At 44.8% G+C, this 23884-nt stretch carries 25 protein-coding genes; 6 read left to right on the top strand and 19 right to left on the bottom strand.

Features of this window, described 5'->3' with window-relative positions:
- Positions 1-31 precede the first annotated feature (31 nt).
- The 11 genes from HZC01_04880 to HZC01_04830 all read right to left on the bottom strand — a co-directional run bounded on the left by HZC01_04880 (position 32) and on the right by HZC01_04830 (position 10532).
- Positions 32-1291: a peptidoglycan DD-metalloendopeptidase family protein gene (locus HZC01_04880; protein MBI5038004.1), complete on the bottom strand. Its 1260-nt coding sequence runs from the start codon at positions 1289-1291 to the stop codon at positions 32-34.
- A gap of 48 nt (positions 1292-1339) precedes the next feature.
- Positions 1340-2773 carry a glutamate--tRNA ligase gene (locus HZC01_04875; protein ID MBI5038003.1) on the bottom strand — a complete coding sequence of 478 codons (1434 nt, stop codon included), beginning with the start codon at positions 2771-2773 and terminating at the stop codon, positions 1340-1342.
- Between the two features lie 4 nt (positions 2774-2777).
- A complete protein-coding gene (locus HZC01_04870) occupies positions 2778-3896 on the bottom strand; it encodes an amino acid permease (GenBank protein ID MBI5038002.1) in 1119 nt (372 codons plus the stop codon).
- Positions 3886-4416 (bottom strand): macro domain-containing protein, encoded by a 531-nt coding sequence (locus HZC01_04865; GenBank protein MBI5038001.1) that lies wholly within the window; start codon positions 4414-4416, stop codon positions 3886-3888. The genes HZC01_04870 and HZC01_04865 overlap by 11 nt, the downstream gene beginning before the upstream one ends.
- Before the next feature lie 60 nt (positions 4417-4476).
- Positions 4477-5046: a hypothetical protein gene (locus HZC01_04860; protein ID MBI5038000.1), complete on the bottom strand. Its 570-nt coding sequence runs from the start codon at positions 5044-5046 to the stop codon at positions 4477-4479.
- Positions 5047-5124: 78 nt separating this feature from the next.
- Positions 5125-6177 (bottom strand): hypothetical protein, encoded by a 1053-nt coding sequence (locus HZC01_04855; protein MBI5037999.1) that lies wholly within the window; start codon positions 6175-6177, stop codon positions 5125-5127.
- Between the two features lie 37 nt (positions 6178-6214).
- Positions 6215-7150, bottom strand: coding sequence for a DMT family transporter (locus HZC01_04850; protein ID MBI5037998.1), 936 nt, complete (start codon positions 7148-7150; stop codon positions 6215-6217).
- A gap of 9 nt (positions 7151-7159) precedes the next feature.
- Positions 7160-7630: a 23S rRNA (pseudouridine(1915)-N(3))-methyltransferase RlmH gene (locus HZC01_04845; GenBank protein MBI5037997.1), complete on the bottom strand. Its 471-nt coding sequence runs from the start codon at positions 7628-7630 to the stop codon at positions 7160-7162.
- 87 nt (positions 7631-7717) lie between these two features.
- The gene (locus HZC01_04840) at positions 7718-7915 is read right to left on the bottom strand and encodes a hypothetical protein (protein ID MBI5037996.1); all 198 of its coding nucleotides are present in this window, start codon (positions 7913-7915) and stop codon (positions 7718-7720) included.
- A 155-nt stretch (positions 7916-8070) separates the two neighbouring features.
- Positions 8071-9780 (bottom strand): DUF2207 domain-containing protein, encoded by a 1710-nt coding sequence (locus HZC01_04835; protein ID MBI5037995.1) that lies wholly within the window; start codon positions 9778-9780, stop codon positions 8071-8073.
- 5 nt (positions 9781-9785) lie between these two features.
- Positions 9786-10532: a WecB/TagA/CpsF family glycosyltransferase gene (locus HZC01_04830; protein MBI5037994.1), complete on the bottom strand. Its 747-nt coding sequence runs from the start codon at positions 10530-10532 to the stop codon at positions 9786-9788.
- Between the two features lie 86 nt (positions 10533-10618).
- Between HZC01_04830 and HZC01_04825 the strand changes: the two genes are divergently transcribed.
- From HZC01_04825 to HZC01_04800, 6 genes are all read left to right on the top strand, one after another.
- A complete protein-coding gene (locus HZC01_04825; protein MBI5037993.1) occupies positions 10619-12022 on the top strand; it encodes a hypothetical protein in 1404 nt (467 codons plus the stop codon).
- Between the two features lie 3 nt (positions 12023-12025).
- Positions 12026-12823 carry a hypothetical protein gene (locus tag HZC01_04820; GenBank protein ID MBI5037992.1) on the top strand — a complete coding sequence of 266 codons (798 nt, stop codon included), beginning with the start codon at positions 12026-12028 and terminating at the stop codon, positions 12821-12823.
- Between the two features lie 5 nt (positions 12824-12828).
- Positions 12829-13521 carry a hypothetical protein gene (locus HZC01_04815; GenBank protein ID MBI5037991.1) on the top strand — a complete coding sequence of 231 codons (693 nt, stop codon included), beginning with the start codon at positions 12829-12831 and terminating at the stop codon, positions 13519-13521.
- A 90-nt stretch (positions 13522-13611) separates the two neighbouring features.
- A complete protein-coding gene (gene priA / locus HZC01_04810) occupies positions 13612-15483 on the top strand; it encodes a primosomal protein N' (GenBank protein ID MBI5037990.1) in 1872 nt (623 codons plus the stop codon).
- Positions 15484-15534: 51 nt separating this feature from the next.
- Positions 15535-16020: a peptide deformylase gene (def, locus tag HZC01_04805; GenBank protein MBI5037989.1), complete on the top strand. Its 486-nt coding sequence runs from the start codon at positions 15535-15537 to the stop codon at positions 16018-16020.
- Entirely contained in the window at positions 15992-16945 is a 954-nt protein-coding gene (locus HZC01_04800) for a methionyl-tRNA formyltransferase (protein MBI5037988.1), read from the top strand. The genes def and HZC01_04800 overlap by 29 nt, the downstream gene beginning before the upstream one ends.
- On the opposite strand, the gene HZC01_04795 is transcribed toward HZC01_04800, so the two are convergent.
- The 8 genes from HZC01_04795 to HZC01_04760 form a co-directional block, all read right to left on the bottom strand.
- Positions 16937-18451: a glycosyltransferase family 2 protein gene (locus HZC01_04795; GenBank protein ID MBI5037987.1), complete on the bottom strand. Its 1515-nt coding sequence runs from the start codon at positions 18449-18451 to the stop codon at positions 16937-16939. The two genes, HZC01_04800 and HZC01_04795, sit on opposite strands and share 9 nt — an antisense overlap.
- Positions 18452-18514: 63 nt before the next feature.
- Positions 18515-18931 (bottom strand): cupredoxin domain-containing protein, encoded by a 417-nt coding sequence (locus tag HZC01_04790; protein MBI5037986.1) that lies wholly within the window; start codon positions 18929-18931, stop codon positions 18515-18517.
- Between the two features lie 15 nt (positions 18932-18946).
- The gene (locus tag HZC01_04785; protein MBI5037985.1) at positions 18947-19933 is read right to left on the bottom strand and encodes a carbohydrate kinase family protein; all 987 of its coding nucleotides are present in this window, start codon (positions 19931-19933) and stop codon (positions 18947-18949) included.
- Between the two features lie 6 nt (positions 19934-19939).
- A complete protein-coding gene (locus HZC01_04780) occupies positions 19940-21766 on the bottom strand; it encodes a transketolase (GenBank protein MBI5037984.1) in 1827 nt (608 codons plus the stop codon).
- A 5-nt stretch (positions 21767-21771) separates the two neighbouring features.
- Positions 21772-22419, bottom strand: coding sequence for a fructose-6-phosphate aldolase (locus HZC01_04775; protein MBI5037983.1), 648 nt, complete (start codon positions 22417-22419; stop codon positions 21772-21774).
- A gap of 19 nt (positions 22420-22438) precedes the next feature.
- Complete coding sequence (locus HZC01_04770) at positions 22439-23071, bottom strand: ribulose-phosphate 3-epimerase (GenBank protein MBI5037982.1); 633 nt, start codon at positions 23069-23071, stop codon at positions 22439-22441.
- Positions 23059-23499, bottom strand: a complete 441-nt coding sequence (locus HZC01_04765; GenBank protein MBI5037981.1) for an RpiB/LacA/LacB family sugar-phosphate isomerase — start codon at positions 23497-23499, stop codon at positions 23059-23061. The genes HZC01_04770 and HZC01_04765 overlap by 13 nt, the downstream gene beginning before the upstream one ends.
- Positions 23500-23509: 10 nt before the next feature.
- Positions 23510-23881 (bottom strand): CoA-binding protein, encoded by a 372-nt coding sequence (locus HZC01_04760; protein MBI5037980.1) that lies wholly within the window; start codon positions 23879-23881, stop codon positions 23510-23512.
- Between the last annotated feature and the right edge of the window lie 3 nt (positions 23882-23884).

Genomic DNA, 23884 nt, shown 5'->3' with positions numbered 1-23884 from the left:
AGGTTTTTGTTTTGCTTAAACCGCCGACTCATTAGTAGCCTGGCAAATAATCCAATGGATTAACTGGAATACCATTTGAGCGTACCTCGAAGTGAAGATGTGGTCCTGTGGTAAGACCGCCAGCGCCTGGAGTGCCTGGCAAACCACCTACTAACCCGATTTGTTGGCCACGAACCACGTACTCCTCTTCCGTCACGTCAATACGGGAAACATGGCCGTACACAGTCGTGAATTGATCATTATGCACCAGCATGATATAGCTGTAGCCCATCCCGGCATTTTTAGCACGGACAACATACCCATTATCCGCGGCACGGATCGGCGTACCCTGTGGAGCTGGAATATCGATTGCTGGATGTTCGAAGATGTGACGAAATGGATAACTTGGATCATGAAAATATGCAGAAATACCTTTAAGAGGTGCAACGGGCCATATCAACTGTGTGTCGGCACTTAGGTCAACCCCTTCTTCTTCCAGCTGCGACCGAGCTTTTGATTCTAATGAACGAATGTCGGCTTGCGCTGAATCCTGCTCGCGTTTTGCTTCTGCCAATAAAACTTGATACGTTGCTTCATCTTCTTTAGTATCGGCTAACAGGGTCGTTTTGTAATCTTTTTGATTACCTAAATCAGCGACGCTTCCAGTCAGTTTGTCGGACAGTTGCGATAACTCTGATTTTTTATCTGACTTTTCTTTTTCTTGCAAGGCTAATTCATCGCGCATTGTTCGTGTCGCAACCAGCGCTTGCTCAACGTCAGCTTGCAGTTTTTGGGTATACTGAAAATTATCAAAGAATTCAGAAAAAGACTTGTTTGTCATGAGTATCTCGAGGTATGTCTGCTGATCATAGCGATGTATTAATCGCAAATACTGAGCCAATACCTCTTGGCTACTCTGCAGCTCAACTGTCTTGTCAGCGATATTGACGGCTAACTGTTCAAGTTCAAGATTAAGTGCCTCTATCTCCGCCGTAATCCGCTCGATATCATTCTGGGTCTGCTCTACTTGTACATCAATCAATGAGAGCTGATTTTGTAGAGTTGATGCCTCCTTCTGTTTAGCCTTGACCGTATCTTCATAAATTTGAGCCCGTTTGTTTAGCTCTTCGACTTCCTTCCGCTTCGCGTCAATTTCTGCATTCAAGGCGGTTACGGATTCATCTGACTGGTTATCCCCCGCTGTCTGCGCAAATGAATTCCAGCTCCAACCGAAGAAGCCCACCAAGACTATGGTGAGTACCCCAAGTACGACTAAATAATGATTTTTCTTTATATTACCGTAGAGAGCCATTTTTTATGCGCTAAGGTTAGTAGCAAATAAGAATATAGCACATTTCCCTTATTTTTTCAATAGCAGGATGGCTTTTTCAATCCGCTGTAGCGTTTCGTCCTTGCCTAAGCCGAGCATCAGTTCATCAAATCCAGGGCTGTTCGTCCGGCCGCTCAGAGCCACACGCAGTGGCCATAGCAACGATTTAGTGGAGGTCTGGTGCTGAGCAATGGATTCTTTGAAAAGTGTGACGATGGCCGGTCGATCGAGTTCACTAAATGATAGAGGTCTAATAATCTCTCGAGCAAGGGTCAATGATTGGATTGCCTGTGACGCATCCTCCCCTTTCGCGATAATCAATGACGGGTTGGTCCAATCGATCGGCTCAAAGAAAATCTTTAAATCGTCCACTAAATCAGTCAATCGGGTTACTCTTCCGCGAACAGCGTCAAGCGCTGGCAAAATATTTTTATGCTCAGCGTACGAACCGATAAACGGACGTGCGTATTCTAATAATTCAGACGGTGAAATGGTGCGAATCGAATGAGCATTCAGCCAGTCTAACTTTTTCACATCAAAAACGGCGCTTGATTTATTTAATTTCTCTAATTCAAAGGCTTCGATTAATTCTTGAATTGTAAAAAACTCTTGCTCTGTTTTCGGATTCCAGCCAAGCAATGCGATAAAATTCAAAATCGCTTTCGGGGTGTACCCAAGCGCTCGATATTCAAGCGCGGGCACGGCGCCATGCCGTTTTGATAATTTCGCTTTGTCACTTCCTAATATGAGCGGCAAATGACAAAATGTCGGCGGTTGCCAACCAAAGGCCGCATACAAAACCATGTGTTTTGGCGTCGAAGGTAACCACTCCTCGCCGCGAATCACATGCGTCACCTCCATATCATGATCGTCAACCACATTTGCTAAATGGTAGGTGGGAAAGCCATCGCTTTTTAATAATACCTGATCATCAATTCGTGCGTTCTCAACCGTAACCGTGCCGTACACCTGATCGTCAAATGTTGTTGTGCCCTCTTCAGGCACGCGCAGTCGAACAACGTACGGCTCGCCGGCTTTTATTTTTTCTTGAATGACAGCATCAGTCAGTGACGCGACCGACAATGAACGGTACTTAATGGGAATACCTTGCAGACGTTGAACCTCGCGAAGTTTGGTTAATTCGTCAGCAGTTTCAAAACTGTAGTAGGCATGGCCAGATGCGATCAGTCGTTCCGCGGCTGCTCGATACAGGTCAAGTCGTTGAGATTGAAAAAAAGGACCAGCGTCAACATCCAGTCCATACCAAGCCAGTGCTTCCTGAATATTCTCAACTGCGCCCGGTACTAATCGAGTTTGGTCAGTATCCTCAATACGTAAAATAAATTTTCCGTTGTTTTTACGCGCCCACAGCCAATTAAAAAGTGCCGTGCGTAGACTGCCGATATGCAAAAATCCCGTGGGCGAAGGGGCAAATCTGACAACAACTGATGCTAATGAAGCCATACAATTAGGAAGGTTTAGTTATTTCAAGAATCACCCCAATCAGCAAACAAACCATCAAAACAGCGCTTAACATCGAATAAGCCGTAAGACGGCTAGATCCTTGCTTACGCTTCATAGCAATAAATACCAAAGCAACTAAAATACCGTCTAGTCCCAGCATGATAGCACCGGTTATGCTAATAATGGCAATAAAGTCCTGTAAACCAATAATAAATAACGTAAGGGGAACAAACATGGCAAGCAACCATGACCAAAACTTTGGTATCTTGTAGTCGTACCAAAAGAGTTTATGCGTAGTCATACCAAGCGTGGTAAATGAAGAAAAGGTTGTTATCACGCCAAGCAAATAACCAAATTTAACTATATCTCCGCCAAGCGCGCTCGTAAGACCTGCGATTGCGTTTTCGCTTGTAGCTGGACCGCTAATGCCAATGACTAAAAATGAAAAAACTAAGTACAAGGCGAGACACGTAGACAAGCCAACTATTATAATGCGAGTTAACTTTTTCAAATCCCCTGCTAATTCCTCCTTGAGTTCAGGAATAATGGACGCTCCCCACATGGCGAATAGTGCGACGCCGTATGGTAGAAATGCGTAGGACCAGTTAATCGGTTTCAAATTTGTTGCTTCAATGGAACTAAATCCAAACACAAGCAACAAAATAACCAACAAAATGAGAAGACTCATAAGAATTAATTCTACCGGCCCGATAGAGCGAGCTCCGCGCCAAATCAAGAGAGCGGCAACAATAAAAAATATAAACGTATACAAAATGTCAGGTCCACTCAACAAGTTTGCTAAAAACTGGCCGCCAATAATTAGGTAGCTTAAAAGCGTTCCATAAAATGACAACACTTTAATAACCAACGCAGCGCGCTTCGCCCATGGACCAAGATATGTCTGAGCATAGCCGGGTAGCTGGTGCAGTCCCGGAGTATGAACCGCGATTGATGCCAGCATCCGATTAACGACAAAAACAATAATAGCGGCAAGTAATAAAAAACTGACCAATAGTAAAAATCCCGCCTGCGCGCCAACGTACGGTAATCCATAAATACCCACACCAACGATGGTACCAATAAACGTTGCGAGTGCAAAAAAGAACTTTTTATTATATACCATGATCGCTGCTGTTAAATGATGAATTATACGCCGACTGAAAAGCCTGAAAATCGTCAGCGGAATGCAACACAAAAGTAATTTTTTGAAAGTTTGGATGCGAGCTAAGAAAATCGTGCGCGCACTCCATCTGTATTTGAGCGGCTTTTTCTACAGGATATCCCCCATACCCCGTACCCACGGAGGGAAAAGCGATGGTTTGAATATTCAATTCGGATGCGCGGCGATACGCGTTAGTTAGCGCTGCTCGCAAAGTCGTTTCACTCGTACGACCACCCAAGGACATTGAGGCGGCATGAATAAGGTATGTGCACTTAAGCTTGCCTGCCCTCGTCACAGCTGCTTCACCGATTGCGATCGGGCCAATCTGATCGGAGTCCTCTTGGATCTGTTCGCCTCCTGCTGTGGCCAGCACTCCTGCTAAACCGCCGCCATGAACCAACTCACTATTTGCCGGATTGACTATCGCATCCGCTTCAACTGCAGTAATATCCCCCTGTACTAAAGCTATTTTTTCTTTCATATTTGCTTTCACTATACCAAAAAATCGCCCTCTGATCAAGCGAATATCAATGGTTTGCACTTATTTTTTGACTGGCGCTACGCCCCGATGATCGACCATGTTACGCTGCAGCCACATGATCATGACAATAATTGCAATTGCGGCGGTTAAAAGCACAAAATATTTTCCATACAACGCATGGTGCCTCAGTGAATACGCCAAACCCTCATATGTAACTCTAACGGTTCCCCATGCAGCGACAATGACAAATACAACTCTAAATATTTTACCGGTAACGCTTCGCTTATTTATGTTTATTAAAACAAAACCAAGTACACAGACGAGGACAAGCGGCACAACTACGTCCGCATGCAATAATAATCGGGCAGATTCATATTGCTTCAGGTCGCAGGTTTTTGGCACTGAATCCGTATCAAATAACCGCTGAACAATCGGACCACGCGCTCGACATGAGTCATACTGAGGATTAAATATTCGATTAATATCTAGGAGCGCAATCTCCATGGTCACCGCGATCAGCAAAATCAAAATGATTGCAAAAAAAGCGACCGAACCTGAGACGTGTTCAGGCTCTACACGTTTTGTCTCTTTTACCTTCTGAATTGTTTGCTCAAATACGGGTACTGGCATAATAGATAGTGGCAATCTCAAACCCTAGCTCATTTCGCTTTATTTGTCAACCACAGCCCAGATACTATAGTCTCACATTTATCGAATATTTTCATTCAGAGGAAAGGGAACTATGCGGTTCGAACCATGAGGATTATACCCATTTTTCAGCTCCTCGCTGTCAGTATAGCCATCTCCATCAGTATCGGCTCGGAATGGGTCGGTACCAAATAAGCGCTCCCAAATCAAATACAATCCATCGTTGTCATCATCAGACGCATCAGAGCCAATATTAATACCAAGTAACGAGCCAAACAAAGGTAAATCAAGCGTATTTGTTTTTACAAATAAGTCCGACCAAAAAATTTCAAATGGTCGGGCTTCGGTTGGTTCTGTCACACTAACTGTTTGACCATAATCACTAATAGTAAGCATTGCCTGCGTTAATCCAGTACCAATCTCCAGCCGGTACAAACGGTGATCATTTTTTCCGATAAATACCACAACTGGGACGGACTCGGCGCTCTGACTCAGTGGAATCCCCCACTCCTCAAACGCTCGACGAACATCCATCACTCCCTTTAGCTGGTACATTTGATTATTATTCAGAGTAACGTCAGCATCACGAGTCAGAGACGTAATATAATCTGTCATGCGTAATGGCTGGTGATTCTGAGTATGCGTTTGCCATCGATTAGGAAAGCGATACCACGCGCCATCCAATGTACGAATATCGAGAAATGGGATCGCTGGAAACTCTTGAAAGCCAAGATACACCCACTCATCAGTGGCACGCGCCTCCGCGGCCATACGGAAACGAACGCCTTGCAAATCAAATTCGGCAAGTATTGAGCTCGTACCGCGCCATTGGGGATACAGCTGACCTTGATGAACTACGGTCATGTTAAATGTCACTCCTTGATCAGCAATCATTACGGACTGAGCGCGGGTCAGTCGATAAGTTGCTGTAGTTGCTTCTTCTAGCAATCGAATTGATTCGCTTAATATACGCTCCGGATCCTTCTCCAAAAATGGTATCGTGATAACCCGATTAAGGAGCGGCAAAGGTTGGCCTTGGTAAATTAAGAGAACGGCACCCCCAAGGCTCGCTAATATGAGAATTATTAAAAATAATTTTAAAAACACATTCATATAAATGAATATCGCAAAAAACCAAATGCACCCTTAATCATACGGGCAATACTTTCTGAGAATTGTCGTTAGCCGAGGTTGATACGGAATAAGCATGACGACTTGATCGCTGTACCATAAAAATTGAAATTACCAGCACAACCCCTCCGGCTATCTGGGCCAGGCTTAACCGCTCGTCTAAATATATCCAATTAAGAACAACAGCTGAAAACGGAAAAAATAATTCAGCAATGGTTGCTACCGACGCACGAATGTGTCGTAAACCCCAGTAATATAATAGCAACGCGCCTGTACCGGGAAATAAAGTTATCAAAATAAGCGACCAAACGTCTGTTTTCTGCAATGAGCCAATATCTCCAAAAGAGTGATTAAAATTCATAAGTAGGATTAAAAAAACCAAAGCAGTTAATAACCGAATAGCGGTAAGTGCAGGAAAGCTGAGCCGAGTAGCAATCATTCGCCCTGCTACCGTGGATGCGGCCCACAGTCCAGCCGCTCCCAGCGCTAAATAAATTCCACGAGAATCTGATAATGACCAATCAGGTACAAGACGAGGAAAGGAAATTACGTACGCACCAACCATGGCTAATCCAGCCCAAAGCCAAAAAAATTTTCCCATTCGTTCACGAAGAAATGCCGCTGCTAATATAATAACAATAATTGGTTGAACTTTTTGTAATAAAATGCTTACTGACGGAGAAACATAATTAAAAGATTGAGTAAACAAAACGGTAGCTAAGGCGGACCCACCAATGCCAATAAACAAAATCGCTACCCAATCGCGCCGTGACAGATTCCGATACTTTCTTAAACTAAATAATAAAACTGGTAGCAAAAGCACCACCCCAAACAGATGTTCATAAAAAACAATAACTTGACTTGAGAGATGCTCGGTCAAAGGTAGTCGCAGCAGTGCATCGGTACTCCACAGAAATGCAGCGAACATGATCAGAATAGTAGCAACCTGATTCATACTATACAATTAATAATGATACTGGCCACCGCTTGAAATCATGCTCGCGCGGTAAATTTGCTCAAGCAAAATAACGCGGGACATCTGGTGCGTAAATGTCATTTTTGCCAGCGATAACGTTACGGCTGATTTTTCTAGCACACTCGGCGCTAGTCCAAGCGGTCCACCGATAATAAACGTTAGCCGCTTGCCAAACCGAGACCAGATATTCAGCTGATCGGCCCATTCCCTTGAATTAAACATTTTCCCTGCCCGATCAAGCGCAACAACAAAGGTGTCCTTGGGTATTTTTGTCAGTATACCTTCTGCTTCAATCTTGAGAATGCGCTCGCGGTCAGCCACCGATGAAATGCGCTCTTCGGGCACCTCAATCACGCTAATCCGAGCATGGCTTCGCAGCCGCTTCAAATACTCCTCAATGGCTTTCTGCCAGAAGGGTTCTTTGATAGTCCCTACTGAAATTATGAGAATGTCGAGCATATCTATATGCTACTAGAGTGGTGACTATTTGACAACTCAGGGGAAAAAGAAAGCCGGCAATTCACAAAAGTGAATGCCGGCTAAACTTTATAAACGAGGCATGAGTGAAACAACACCCAGCACAAATGAAGCGATACCCACGAAGAGTATCAATGTCTCCACCAGGAGTGCCGAGAGTGCGACCATGCCACGTCGTCGCGTCGGAGCTGACCGTCGATTTCGCCGAAGCGAAAAAAGAAGGAGAATACCTCCAAACGCGACCATGAACTCAGGGGAAAAATCCATGGCCGTTTCGATTAATAATTAATCAATTCGGCCAATATGGCCCTTGAGTATCAGTCGCTTGTCTAAAGAGTCAAAGAACCATCATCCAGCCAAGTATAATAAATCAAAATACCCCGCCTGTCAAGGAGGGGTATTGAATAGTTAGCCAAAAATAATTACCAGCTGCCTCCCCCGCCGCCGCCAAAACCGCCACCTGAAAAACCACCTCCAAAGCCAGAACCGCCCGAGCCAGCACTTGATGGCCGGCTGACCGCTACAGAACGAAAATCGCTCGACATGGATTGCAAACTTCCAATTAAAAATAAAGCACTAAAATGGTTAGTTGGACCGCCGCTATACCACTCTGGCGGAGTTACGTACAAATCAGCAAATTGGTTAGCCCATTGCGTTTCTACCCCGAGTGCCATGGCATAGGGTAAGAGCGATTCAAATTGCTTAGGAGAACGCTCTGGCGCATTGTGAAATTTCAATCGTTCTTTTTCAGTCACTTTGAGAAACCACGTAAGTCCCTGAATATGCTCGAAGGCTTGTACACCTTTTTTAGTTTTTCGCGGCATGTGCTGAGCGACAAACAATGCGATAACGCCGGAGATGGCGGTCATAATACCAGCCACTGCGCTATTAAAGAAAATAATGCTAAAACCAATGACGACAATTAACCCAGCGATACCACTGTATACATTGCGGACATTATCGGGACTCGCCGGGAAATATCCTTCAGTTGTCAGTTGTGCATACATCGACTTTTTAATTTTTGGTAAATCGCGATAAAACTTATTTTTTAAATCTTTAAGTCGACGCTGCGTCCCCTCAGCAAATAAAGCATTAAGTATATCCTGTTCATATTGACCTAAGGTCGAATCGGGAATGCGTAACCGCACAAATTCATAATCAACGTTAGTGCCGATAAATTTCTTGTCTTCGTGGCGAATAATCTTAAGATATCCCTTGACTGCCAATTGAATCAATGCAGCTGATATGTCTCTTAGTTGAGCTTTTTCGTCTACAATAGTACCGACTAAGCCGGCTGACAAACGATCAGGTGCTTCATATTGAGGTATAATCGTTTTTTGACCAAGCGGATCGCGGCCACGGCGATACCACACAGTATACATACCAATTAACACAATGATGGGAATAGCTACTGCCCAATTATCCTGCACAAACCAAATCAGACGCTGCGCTGTTGTCGGCGGCGTAGTAATGCCGCCCGGCCACCCCAGAACAATTGTTAATCCTTCATAGGGGCTCAATAGCGTGTCGCTGGTGTATACTGCCGTATACTCATCGAAAAATATGCTATGGCAGTTTGACTCAGTGCTATTGATTGGTCCGGTAAAGCACTGAGTTAATCGTTGATCATCGGTTAAACCCCGAGAAAGCGTAATGCGTGCCACAGCAGCCTCAATCCCGACTGGCCAATCGTTGCCAGTCACATTCCAATACAGCTCATCATGATCACCGAAATAATTAATGGCTCGTTCAACAGTATACGAAATTTGATATGTCTGTTCCCCGCTCACCAGTGTCTCGGGATCACCAATCTTAATATGGAGCATACCTCCACTTCGGCTCAATGCATACGGCTCAGACTGTCCCAATTCATCAGTCACGCTCACTATGGCCAATCGCAATTTGTATGCATTTCCCGAGCGAGAGTAGGCATACGGAATATCACGAAAAATTCCATGTCGCTGCCCATCGCCAAAATCATACGTAATCTTTTCGGTGACCATCATAACGCTGGATGGCTCGATTGAAATATTTACCTCAAATGATGAAATCTGCTCTGCCTGCACACTATGTGTCACCACAAATAATGTGAGGAGTATTGCGAGGCTTACGACGATGGTTCGACGGTACATAAAAACTAAGATGAATGATGATGCGCTGATCGTAACACAGTGAGACCAAAGCGCACAACAGCAGTAAAAATTCGAGATGCCCGCCACGGCTGTCGGAAAAGTCGGAACAACCACTCTAAGCCAACCGCCCGCATCCAACGCGGTGCGCGACGTATTTTCCCAGATACATAATCAAAAGCACCGCCTACGCCAACCGCTATTTTGACACTGTTTAATTTGGGGAGGGCTTGGTATATCCATTTTTCCTGCTTAACCTGACCAAAGGCCACAAACAAATAATCAGGTCTTTTCCGATTGATCTGATCAATTATTTTTTCGAGTGGAAATGGCCGATGCCAGTGTCGAAATCCCGATTCAGCACCAACAATGTGAAGTCCCGGAAAACGGCGATGAAGTTCCGCCGCTGTTTTTTCTGCCACTCCCGGCTGTGCTCCCAAAAGAAACACTGAACGATTTTGCGACGCTGCTAATTCGCACAAAAAAATCATCATATCGACACCGGTCCATCGCCCTTGTAACCGCTGACCGAGGCGTCGTGCAGCCAAAGAAATGCCAAATCCATCAGCAACGGATAAATCCGCCCGATTTAATATCGAGCGAAATTCAGTATCATGCTGGGCTGCCATAATAAATTCCGGATTTACCGTAACAATATGATGCGGCAGCCGGTCGTCGCCTAATTGTCGAACTCGCTCTTTGAGCTCGACGACGGTTAGATTGTCCACGGGAACACCTAGTATTGAAAACCTCATATGGTACTAAGTATACACCTTTTTTTAAAGACACCGATAGGGCTTCCCAGGCATTAAAAAATATGCTAGAATAAAATTTCAAAACTATGAAAAAACGCACACCGCGTCTCATCATAGCGCTAGCCTTTATGCTAGTGCTTACCCCACTCTTGAGCCTACCCCAGGCCGCCTTTGCTGCAACCTTCAATTACAACATGATACTGACGGACAATGAGTTGGAAAATTCGCTTACCATGACCGTCAGTCAAATTCAGCGTTTTCTTGAATTAAAAGGTAGTGGCTTAGCCCGTTATGCCACGACAGACGTAGCTGGAGCACAAAAATCTGCCGCACAAATTATTTACGATGCAGCACGCTACTGGCGCATCAATCCACAGTATCTCATTGTCCGGATGCAAGTAGAGCAAAGCCTCATTACCACTGCCAGTCCCACGCAGCGTCAGCTCGACTGGGCGACGGGTTTTGGAGTGTGTGACAGCTGCTCAGTAACCGACCCGGCCGTTATAAAATACAAAGGATTTTTTAGCCAAGTTAATTGGGCAGCTCGCCGTTTCCGTGAAAGCTATTTACCCGATATTGAATCACGGGGGTACACATTTACCGGCTGGGGTCCCGGCATCACCAAAAGAACCGGAGATGGATATTTAGTTACCCCTGTCAATAAAGCAACTGCCGGACTCTACACCTATACCCCTCACGTCTACAACGGTAATTATAATGTGTGGCGTTTCTTTAACGAATGGTTTACAAAGGTTTATCCTGACGGTTCCTTGCTTCAAGCGCAGGGTGAACAAGGAGTATACTTTATTCAGAGTGGTAAAAAACGCCCTATCATGAATCGATCGGCGCTCGTTTCGCGTTTTGATCCGACGCGCATTATTATTGTCTCTCGTACCACGCTTGAACTGTATCCCAATGGAGAGCCAATTAAATTTGCAAACTATTCTCTGATACGATCACAGAATACGGGCAGAGTTTGGTTGATTGATGGAGATCTTAAACGATACATCGAATCGCCCGACGTGTTTCGAAAAATTGGTTTTAACCCAGAGGAAGTTGTAAATGCGCCTGAAGGAGACCTGACGTCGTACACCCGGGGTCAGAATATTAATATGCAAAGTATTTACCCGACTGGCGTATTATTGCAGTCAAAGGAGTCCGGTGGTATTACATATGTCGAAAATGGTATTAGACATGCCATTGTGTCCCGTGAAATTTTACAAAATCGATTTCCTACCCGACGTCCTGTCATCGTTGAAGAGGCCACCATCCGTGAATACGCGGCGGGTGACCCAATTCTTTTTAAGGACGGTGAATTAGTTACGTCTCCCGGCTCAAATGGTGTCTACTACATTTCTAATGGTCAGCGGCGCGGGATTGCCTCACCTGAAGTCATGGAAACGCTTGGCTTGAAGTGGAAAAACCTTATTCGAACCACGGATAAATCAGTATTTCTCCATCCTGAAGGACCGAAATTAAACGTTAAGTAATCCATGATTGTATTTGCTGCACTTACCCCCCACCCGCCACTCGCTATTCCAAAAATTGGAGGTGAGTACGTGCGATTTATCAGTGAAACAATTGCCAACATTTCGCACCTGGGGAAAAAACTTGCCGCGGCAAAACCGGATACAATCATAATCATTTCCCCACACGGACAAATCAATCCCGACGCTTTTACTTTCAATCAGGCGCCCACCTTCGACATTCAATTCAAAGAGTTCGGTGATTTAGAAACACGTCTTTCCGTTTCTGGTGATATTGCCCATGTTCATCATTACAAAGAATTGGTCGAATCTACTCAACCGGTCATGCTCCAAAGCCAACCAACACTTGATCACGGAATCGGTGTCCCTACCTATTTAATGTATAATGAATTTCCAAAGAAAAAGAAAAAACCATTACTGGTTCCCTGCTATCCCAGTCAAAAAACGTTGCGCGAACACTTTCAATTCACCTCCGCACTACGGGATGACATACTCAATGATCAAAAGCGTATTGCAATAATTGCTTCAGGGGATCTATCACATCGCTTGAGTGAAGACTCGCCAGGAGGGAAATCAAATTGGGCGGAAAAATTTGATGAAAAAATTCGAACTTCTTTGCTCAACCGAGATACTGAGTCGCTTTTGAACTTAGAACCTGAGTTTATCGATGATGCGGGTGAATGCGGTTTAAAACCGATTATCATGCTACTTGGCATTTTGGGAAATTTATCGTATCATCCACAGGTACTCTCATACGAAGCACCGATGGGAGTGGGATATTTAACTATTGATTTTAAAGTTTAATTACTATGGTTTTACAAAAAAAAATTATCGCCCTTCTGCTGGGAGCCACGCTTGGTTTACTTTTTTTGAGCTTGCCAGTATCACAAATCATTGCTACTGGAAATCAGCATTTTACACTTTTTGATCTAACGGCACCCACACTTGGAGCGTTTATTGGTTCTGGCTGGGGCGCAGCGACCGTCATTATTGTTAAGCTCGTTCACGCATTCAGCACCAACCAGGCACTTGATACCATTACTATTATTCGATTATTTCCGCTAGCCATGGCTGCACTGTATTTCGGTGCCCGACGATCAAAATTCATTATCGCTCTCATTCCGCTTATCTGCATGGCACTCTTTATCATGCACCCCGAAGGGCGCCAAGCCTGGTACTATGCATTGTATTGGCTGATTCCTGTCGTTGCAATTTTTGCAAAACGAAGCCTGGTATTAAACAGTTTGGGCGCAACATTTACCGCCCATGCGATTGGAGGCGTTACCTTCCTATACGCATTAAACCTCTCAGCCGAGGTTTGGATTGCTTTAATTCCTATTGTCTTTATAGAGCGTATGATATTTACGGCAGGCACCGCGGTCAGCTATGTAGCCTTAAATTCATTAGCTAATTGGCTTCACGTTAAACTGCACGTGCCGATGCCTGCTCGATTAATTCAGCCAGAGTACACTTTTTCTAGAGCCTTGCTTAAAAACCTTTAATTTCAGACGTATTCATTACGATTACACGAGCGTCCAACCGCGAATTTGGGCGCTTTTTGATAGTTACGTTGCATGGTACAATATACTCATATGTATGCCGAAGTAATTTTGTCACAACGATTTCCCAAGCACTTGGGAATTTTTGACTACACTATACCTCCGTCACTTGAGCATCGTATTGTTTCCGGGAGTATGGTTCGAATACCATTTCGTTCACAAACCCGCGAAGGGATTGTTATTCGATTAAAAAAACGTGGTATCGAGGGAAAACATATCAAATCTATTATTGACGTCATTACGAATACAGCGGTTTTAAGCAAAGAACAGATTACTTTGGCGGATTGGATGGCTCAGTACTATTCTATTTCACTCGGCACAATCGTAAAATCAATGCTGCCGCCACTCCCCCCGCAACGACATTCGGTTTCAAAAAAATTGATTATTATTCCACGCCCAGTTCCAACAATGCCATTATCACCTGCTCTGACCCGCGCATTAGCCTCACGGGAAAGCACGCTGTTAATTATGCCCCAGTCGTATAAGGAGTACCAATCTTTGTATTGCAAAATATTTTCCGAAAAAAAAGGCTTGCAACTTATCATCGTTCCTACCCGAGAAAAAATAAATGAATTACTCTCTATGCTCCCTGCTGACAGGCATGATGATTGCATAGTTGTACATGGCTTATTAAGCAATAACGAACTCTTTCGTATTTGGGAGCAAATAAAGAATAACTCTAACGCAATTATTATCGGGACCAAATCAGCCATTTTTTTACCATTGCACTCACTTCATCGAATTATCATTGATGAAGAAGAAAATCAAAATCACAAACAGGCTGATCAAAATCCTCGTTATGACGTTCGAACACTTGCCGAAAAATGTAGAGACATATATCAGACTCAGCTTGTATTCGTATCACCCGCCCCCCAAGTTGCTGCATTTTATCAAACGCCACGATCCGATCATTTTTATCTCAAAAACTCAGAACGTCGGCCTGCCCCTATTGAACTAGTCGACATGCGAGATGAGCGCAAGCGAAAAAATTATTCAATGCTTTCGGAAAAACTTGAAGAATCAATTTCTCAATCATTATCATCTCATTGTAAAATATTACTTATCATCAACAAGCGAGGATCTGCTAATGCAATGATGTGCCAAGACTGCGGCACCACGCTCCGATGCCCCGTTTGCTCAAATGCCTACACCTATCACGAGAAATCGCAAGAATTGTATTGCCACCACTGTCTCAAACGAGCCGAGATTCCACCTTTTTGCAGCACCTGCCGTGGCACGAATCTGAAAACAGTCGGTTATGGAACGCAATCGGTGGAAACACACATTAAGAAAAAGTTCCCCTTGGCACGGGTCGTCCGTGTAGACGCTGACAGTGAAATACTCGAAGATACAAAGGGAATTGACATACTCATAGGGACTAGTAGCACCGCCAGGCTTATTCCGAACTTTACACCCACCTTAATTGGTATTATTGATGCCGACACTTTTTTATATTTGCCGGACTACCGTGCTGTGGAACGAACGTGGCAATTTATTAAATCTCTTATTCAATACCCGGCTACATGTATCATTCAAACTTATAATCACGAACATTTTGTATTTCAAAAAATAATTAACCACGCTGATAACGAATTTTATACGACTGAGCTGGAGGCTCGTAAAAAACTGGGATACCCCCCGTTTGGCTCACTTATCAAATTAATATATAAACATCGTGACAAAAAAGTAGCGCTGAGCGAGGCTCAGCGACTGTATCGTCAGCTTAACCAGCTTCCCCTCAGTGTATCGCTTGTCACGCCACTCAAACCGTATCAACATGCTTTTTGGCAGATGTATGTAGTGATCAGGTTCGACACGGACGCGCCTCACCCAGTGGTCGATACCGTCCTAAACGCAATACCGGACAATTGGATTATTGACCGCGACCCAAGCTCTCTGCTCTAGCCTCTTTACAGTCGCCCCACATCAGGCTATACTACGTTCGATTTATTACCTATGGCAAAGCTAACGATCATTACGAATCCGCATCCAACGCTGCGAAAAAAAGCGGCCCGTATTCCCATTGAGGAGATCCCTTCCCTCAGGAAATTCGCCGACGACATGGTCACTACCATGTATCATGCCAACGGAATCGGCTTAGCCGCTCCCCAGGTAGACCGGTCAATATGCCTTATTGTCGTCAGCACAAAGGATGGTGCACTGAAATTATTTAATCCTGAAATTATAAAGAAGTCGTTTCGCAAAGAAGAAGGCGAAGAGGGTTGTTTGTCCATTCCCGGATTGTATGGAATAGTCAAACGGCATAAAACCATTACCGTAAAAGCCTACCAAGAAAACGCACATCTGGTTACCGTAAAAGCGTCCGGCCTATTTGCTCGAGTACTCCAGCACGAAATAGACCATATCAATGGCATACTTTTTATTGACCGTACCAAAAAAATAATGACTGGCAATGAAGCAGAACCGAGTGAAAACTTATAGCGCGATTTTTGCCGGAACTCCAGAATTTGCCGTGCCTGTACTAAATGTTCTGCATGGCATGCCGGAGATACAGCTTCAGGCGGTCATCACCCAACCCGACAAACCAGTGGGAAGAAAGCAAACGGTAACTGCTTCACCCATCAAACAGCAGGCCAACGTCTACGCACTCCCTGTGCTTCAACCAGGGTCGCTTCGAAGTACAAAAATTTTTGACGCTATACTGAAGTACAAGCCGGATATCGGGATTGTCGTGGCATACGGGAAAATTATTCCCCCTGAAGTTTTGAAAATTCCCACATACGGATGGGTAAATATTCACGCTTCGTTGCTTCCTGCCTACCGCGGCGCTTCTCCGATGCAAGCGGCTATAGTACATGGCGACACGGAAACAGGGGTTACTCTTATGCAATTGGACGCCGGCCTCGATACAGGTCCAATTATTGCCCAGCTAAAAACACCAATTTCTTCTCAAACAACAATTAGCGAATTGCACGACACTTTATCGACTCGTGGCGCGACATTGCTTCAACAATCACTAATCCCCTATCTTCAGGGTGATTTACCAGCCCAGGCACAGCCAAGCTCCAATACATCAATGACGAGGCCAATCCAGACCTCGGATGGAAGTATTGATTGGCAAACCAGCGCGACACATATTGAACGACAAATCAGAGCCTACACGCCATGGCCGGGAGTTTACACCTTTTGGAAGGCGATTCGATTAATTATTAAAAAAGCCCATATTGCTGATAATTTTGAAGAAACAATTGCCGGAAGAGTCAAGCGCAAAGGAAAACAGTTAATCGTTGGGACAGGAAATGGCGCTTTGGTAATTGACGAAATACAACGAGAAGGTAAAAAAAGTCAGTCTGCAGAAGCATTCCTGGCAGGAGCGGCTAACATTGATGGCGCTCAGTTAGGATGACGACGCGTTTTTGCGGACTTTTTGAGTTACATCAAACCCCAAATACTTCCCGAGGAGTAGCCGAGTCTGAGCATCGATAGCGGGCACCGCTCCCCAACCAATCAAGGTGATCGGGATCAGCGCCCACTGCGCTACCATAAAAATATACTTCCAGCGGTTATGGCGGGAAGGGCGTTTAGGTAGTAACGTCGCCCCCAATACTGCTTGGGTGAGCAATCCAAGCATCGCGGCTGTCATTAACCACTGCAAAATATGGGGGGCTGATTGTGAAAGTAAATCCGGGTATTCACGCTGATTCGCCAGCCATATTGGCAAATTACCCATAATGAAAATAAGTATCGGGGCGGTCGCCCAAGAATATACTCCTTCAAGCTGATTAAAAATATATCGGAATTTTTGGACGAACGGCATGCTTTTGTTTCTTCCGAAATTCCACACCATATATGGAAAATTTTCCACGCCATACGCCCAGCGGCGTTGTTGGATATATTGGTTTTTTAGTGACTGCCAAAATGTACGACCAAGCACGACATCCATCGATACCGGAATATGCAGCGGTACCACTTCGTATTTACCATCATATTCCATATAGCATTGGAGGCAAATGCGCGAATCTTCAGTTACAATATCACTCTGCCAAAAACCTACATCGACCAGTGCTTTTAGACTCATGCTGTGCGATGAAAACGTGAACATTCGTTCGGGCCGGCTTTGCTCACCCATGAGCCAAAATGATGTGCTATACGCAATTACTCGAGTCAAAGCGGGAGAGTCCCATATATTATTATTAAAAAGCGCTAAAGGCTGATAGCTGGCCCGCGTTGGATTTGGATGTGAGAGATAGGTATCGGTCAAATGAGCGAAATAATGCTCATGCACAACCGTATCACTATCAAACGACGACACGATGACCTGTTCATAGGGCAGCCCAATGGAATCGACATATTCACGAAGCCGCTCCCCCGCCCAGGCAATATTTGACCCCTTACCAGCTATCTCACCGGGTAGTCCGCTCGGATGTACTGTCACCATAAATCGGAAAAAGCGCTGCCCATAGCGATCCTCAATTGCATGGGCGACCTGAGAAAAATTGTCCTTATCCTTTTCTTCTCCACATAAAATAACGATAAATTTATCCAACGGGTAATCGCTTCTTATTAATCCAGCAAAGGTCGACTCAAGCACCTCAAGGGGCTCCTGGTACGTGGGAATAAATATGGCATGATAGTAATCTTGCCAATGGGCATGACGCTGCACTCGATCAAGCCAGTCAATACGAATCGCTTGTCGATATTTACGAAACGAATGTACAACAAAAAATATCATATACAGGATTCGCACTAACCAATAAAGGTCAAACACAATAATAAAATAAATCGCCCAAATCGGCTGAATCAATGACAGTGCCAGCGCGCCTAGAATTGTGATCCAAACCATCACACCCGGAATATATTCCAGGATGCGATACTGACGGTATTCTGATAATGATATACTTAGTGGCAGCATACGATACAAAAACTCGTCTGCCCCGACAGAAAATCCGTGACAGACGAGTTTGTAATTGATGTATTATTCGACGATAACCTGCCCGCTCTTAATAGGGTTAAGTTCATCATAATAACTCCAAGTACCGGCAGTATCAAACGTATGGGTGAATGACTCATCCGTCGTCAATTCTTCTGATTTAAATAAACTTCCGGCGCTCGAATCGCCCACAGCCATAGAACTTACCTGACGGGCGGTCTCATCCTGATTGACCCATGTAACGGATTCGCCAGAACGTATTGTGATCACTGAAGGGCTGAAATTGCCATCAATGATCCAAACGGTGCTCTCGGGAGGTCGTTGACGGTTAGCCACGGTACTGACCGCATTATTTAAATTTGTTGTCGCAGATTCATCATTTTGCAATAAGTACCAGGCAATGAATCCGCCTACCACAATAACTAAAATTATAAGGACAAGCGCGAGCGTTTTATTATTCATAATGATTTGTCATTCTTATAAATTAATTACTTGTTTCGTTGTATAAGTCACATGATTCAACCGATCGTTCCGCTTCAGCAATCCGTTCTTTGCGCCAATCTGTTTAATAGTAGACGCCGCGTTATTGAGCGCTAGCCGGAGAGCCCGCGTGACATCGCCTTTGAAACGGATCAGACCAGCCACAAACCCTGAACCAAATGCATCGCCTGCGCCTGTCATATCCTTTCCCGGTATTGCGTTTAGTATAACACGCCAGGCGGTGTTGTCCACCGAGTAATAAGCGCCACGATCGCCCTCAGTAATTAAAATAATACCGGGCGTCCATTCGCGTAATTGTCGAAACATTCCCCGAATATTCGCATACGCACGCCCTGTCAGTGCAGCGGCTTCTTCTCGATTAAGCTGCACCACCGTGCAATGGCGCAGCAAACGCTGTACCCGTCCAGGATGCGCATCAATTTCGCGCTTTCCCGGATTAAAACTGATTTTTACTGAATGCGAATGGGCCAAACGAACGACACGCTCAAGGGCAACTATGTCGCCTCCTAAAGAAGTAATATATACCCAACGGGTATGTGTGAGCCACGATTTTTTTATATCGTCCGCTTTGAAGTTTTTTGTTGCTCCGCGATAGACAAGAATCGTTCGCTCGCCCGTTCGACCTAAAAAGATAACGCCACTACCAGTACGCAGGCGGCGATCGACCAAAAGATGATCAGTAATGCCAGCCTGCTTCAGTGAACGCTGCACATCAAAACCAGCGCCATCATTTCCAATGCGTGCGACGCAAGCCGTTTTTAATCCTTGGTTTTTAAATGTATATGCGGCATTCGTCGCTCCCCCGCCGACTTCAAATACAATGTCGTCAAGCTCAATTTTTGTGCCAAAAGCAAACCACTCGATCAATCCGCTTTTTCTGCGCGGGTCTTCATGAAAGTGAAACTGCCTACTGAAGACATAAATGTCTTGGGTGGCAGAACCAATTGTCGTGACATCAAACATACAGTCCTATTTTAAAATTCGCTTCACTGCTTGCATAATAGCATGTTTTCCGATCTTTTCATAAGCCAAAAGTTGATCCGGTTTGCCACTACGTGGTTCCTGGCGCACACAAAGCGAAATAATAGGTTTGACTGAACCATACAGCTCACTCCGCACTGCTTCTCCTATCCCGCCTGCCTGATAATGATCTTCCACTACGACCATCCCACGTGTTTCACCCAGCGCCCGCCTGAGCGTAGCAACGTCTAGCGGTTTGATGCTATACGCGTCGATGATGCGAACAAAAATTCCATCTGCCTTTAATGCATCAGCGGCTGCGAGTGCTTGATGCAGTGTAATGCCTGCGCTCACAATACTAACTCTATCCCGCTTGCTCCGGCGAAGCGTATGCGATCCTCCGACGACAAACCGATCAGATGATCGGTAAAGCTGCGGAGTCGCGTTGCGCGTTGATCGAATATAAACAATACCTTTTTCTTTTAACCCCTCACGCAGTAATTTCTGTGCAGAAGGTGCATCAGCGGGATACAAAACCACCGACGTCCGCAAAGACCTAAAAAAAGCAATATCTTCAAGCGCCATCTGGGAATACCCATCCTTACCGATGGTGACACCGGGGTGCGATCCTATATACATAATCGGTACTTTCGCATATTGACTCATACGTATCTGATCTGCTGCACGCAACAAAAAAGCACCAAACGTCGAAACTATGGGGTGTAATCCTCGACGCGCCATTCCAAGTGCCACGCCGACCATGTTTTGCTCGGCAATAAACATTTCAAAAAAACGATCAGGAAAAGCTTTTTGGAAATAGTTCATTTTCGTAGAATTGCTTACCTCGGCATCAAGCACAACAAGCTCGGGGAAAACCGTACCTAATTGCGCTGCAGCAACACCCAGCGCCTCACGCACAGAATCAATTTTTTGTTTCGTCAATTGCTTATGTAAAACCTTTTTAAGAGGACGGTGCGTTTTAGATTTTTTTGGCATCAAAATTTTTCCTCGTACTGACTGATCCAGCTGAGCAAATGAAGGGAGTAGATCGGCAAATTGCTGCGGATACAAAGCTTTGCCGTGCCAATTATTTTTATTTTCGAGGAAAGCAACACCTTTTCCTTTTACTGTTTTTGCCAATATCATTGTTGGCCGGCCGGTCCCCTGCTTCAATTGAGCAAAGGTCCGCCGTACCGCGCGTAGGTCGTGTCCGTCCACGCTCATCGTATGCCATCCGAAGGCGCGAATCCGCCGTTCATATTCAACCAAACGATGGCCATACATTGTTTCCCCACGTTGTCCAAGACGATTAATATCAATAATGCCGATTAAAGAATCCAAATGATAATGCGCTGCCAGCTGAATTGCTTCCCAGTTTGCCCCTTCAGCCATTTCACTATCGCCAAGCAACACAAACGTACGATAGCGTGCTCGCGTGAGACGCGCTTGTAGCGCCATGCCTACACCCATCGAAAGTCCCTGGCCGAGCGAACCCGTTGGTAATTCAGTAAAAGCGAATCGTCTGGTAGGGTGCCCTTCGAGCGAACTAGAAAAACTACGATATGCCCGTAGCTGAGACGGCTGGATTGCTCCAGCAGCAACCCATAACGCATAAAAAAGTGGCGATGCGTGTCCTTTTGAAAATATAAGCCGGTCATTATGTGGGTCATTTGGGTGTGTAACGTCAAAACGAAATACGCCACCAAATAACAGCCCAACCATCAGCTCAACAGCTGATAACGATGATGACGGGTGCCCCGATTGAGCCTCGGTAGTCATCATGAGGATCCAATAGCGGATCAAACGAGAAATTTTTTGTAATTTCAAAAAACTCATGCTCGTTACTTAGGAATTTTATCCCAATCATCATTAAACTTTTTTAACCCTTTATCAGTTTGGGGGGTGCGGTACATTTGCACTAATACTTTCTCCGGAACGGCAACGCTGGGCATATCTTGCAGAGCAAGCGCCTCAACCTCAGCAGCATCCTCAATGCTACTCACAACAATTTCCGTTGAAAATTGATTTTGACGAAAAATAAGCGCGATATCGCGAGCAATATCCATTTCTTTAGCACCGAGCTCATTTGCGATACCCTCGAATAGGGTAATGTATTCTGCTCCTGCACGAGCAGCAAGTAATGCTTGGGAGATCGAAAAAATTGGCGTAATGTTTGTCTTAATACCTTTTAAACGTAACTCACGAACAGCAAGCAACCCTTCATCAGTCATGGGAATCTTTATGACCACATTTTTAGCAAGTTTTGACACTGTTTTTGCTTCAGCAATCATTTCGTCAACGGTTTGTGAAACAATTTGAATATGAACCGGCGCGGTGGAAACCGTCTCCAAAATGTCATTGACCACATCGCCTAATTTTCGATCAGCGCTATTCAAAAGTGTTGGGTTTGTAATTACTCCATCAATCAAACCGCGTTCTAATGACCATTCGATCTCTTTTAAAATAGCTGAGTGCAGATACGTTTTCATAAAAAATAATTTATACTTATTATTCAATTATTGATCGTAACGCTTGAATTGTTTCTGAAACATTGTCACTGTGAGAAATGGCTGACCCAACGATGATATCGTCTACCCCAGCATTAGCTGCCTGATCAATTGTTTGGAGCGTCATCCCGCCATCGATGCCTATTTGATGATCAGGAAACTCAAGAATAAATGCCTTAATTGTTTCGATGACTCGAGGATCAAACGCCTGTCCTTGGGCTCCTGATGGGACCCCCATGAACAGCACATTATCAACTAATTCGACGTATTCGCGGTACCGGTCCAGCGGGGTACCAAGATTTACAGCGCAGCCAATTAAGAAACCAGCCTCTCGTAATTGGCGGATGAGCTCAGTCGGATCAGCCAAAGCTTCGACATGAAAATATACACGTCGAAATAACGTTGGCGAAAGCAGTGTTGCCCATGCTTCAGGGTCGCGAACCATCAAATGCGCTTCAAGCTTTAAATCGGTCATCAACGTATTGGCTTCCTCTGCGGTTATTGACTGAGCCGGAACAAACAAGCCGTCCATAAAATCAATCTGCGCCCATTCAACTAAACCCACCAAACGATCAAGTTGACGTTGAGCTTCAGCAAGCGAATCCGTTAAAATGCCGGGAATTATTGTGGCCATGTATCTATTTTTTTTAATCGTCTCACGCGACGAGCCAGCGGTTGAAAGGGAGTCTTGAGCCAGGCGCTGATAAGTGGATACAATTGTGATGAACGCACCTCCCAGGCGGCTACGACTAAAACATTTGAATTATCGTGGGTTCGCGCAAATCGTGCTTGACGTGGCGTATAGACCAGCGTCGCTCGAATTTTTTTAAATCGATTTGCACCGATGGTCATCCCCTGCCCTGTTCCACACACTAAAATACCAAAATTCTTATTTGATAACTGAACAGGTTGAACAACAGATTTAATATAATCGGTAAAATCGTTTTTTTTAAGTGCGGACGTGCAACCCACATCAACAAAGTTGACGCTACTTTTTTCTAAAATCTTCTTTATTCGCTCCTTGACGGTGTATCCGGCATAATCTGATGCAATATAGAGCATGGTATATCAATTAATGATAATTACGCGGCTGTTTCCCTATGGCAATGATGGCGCAAGCTACAATGGGTTCAAGTCCTCGTGACCGCGCTTCAGCAATCAGGGCGTCACTTTCACTCCCCGGGTTGCAGTATAATTCTCTCGGCTTCACCTGAGCAATTTCAGGAATGAGAGTCAATCCAACCTCAGGCGGAACGTATAATGCTACTCGATCAATTGTTTCCTTAATATCAGAGATGTAATGAAAAACGGGAATTGTTTCAATGATCGTTTCGTGAGTATTTACCGGAAAAACTTTCCACCCAGCCTCACGATACGCTCGGACAGCTTTATTGCCGTACTTAGCGCGATTATTCGAGGCGCCAATGATGGCTACTGCAGGCATAGT

Source organism: Candidatus Kerfeldbacteria bacterium (assembly GCA_016214565.1).
In the GTDB taxonomy this organism is placed as follows: Bacteria; Patescibacteriota; Patescibacteriia; order UBA10025; family JAHIVO01; genus JAXDBW01.
Note: the sequence above shows the minus strand (reverse complement) of the source record. Positions and strands in the feature narration are given on the sequence as shown.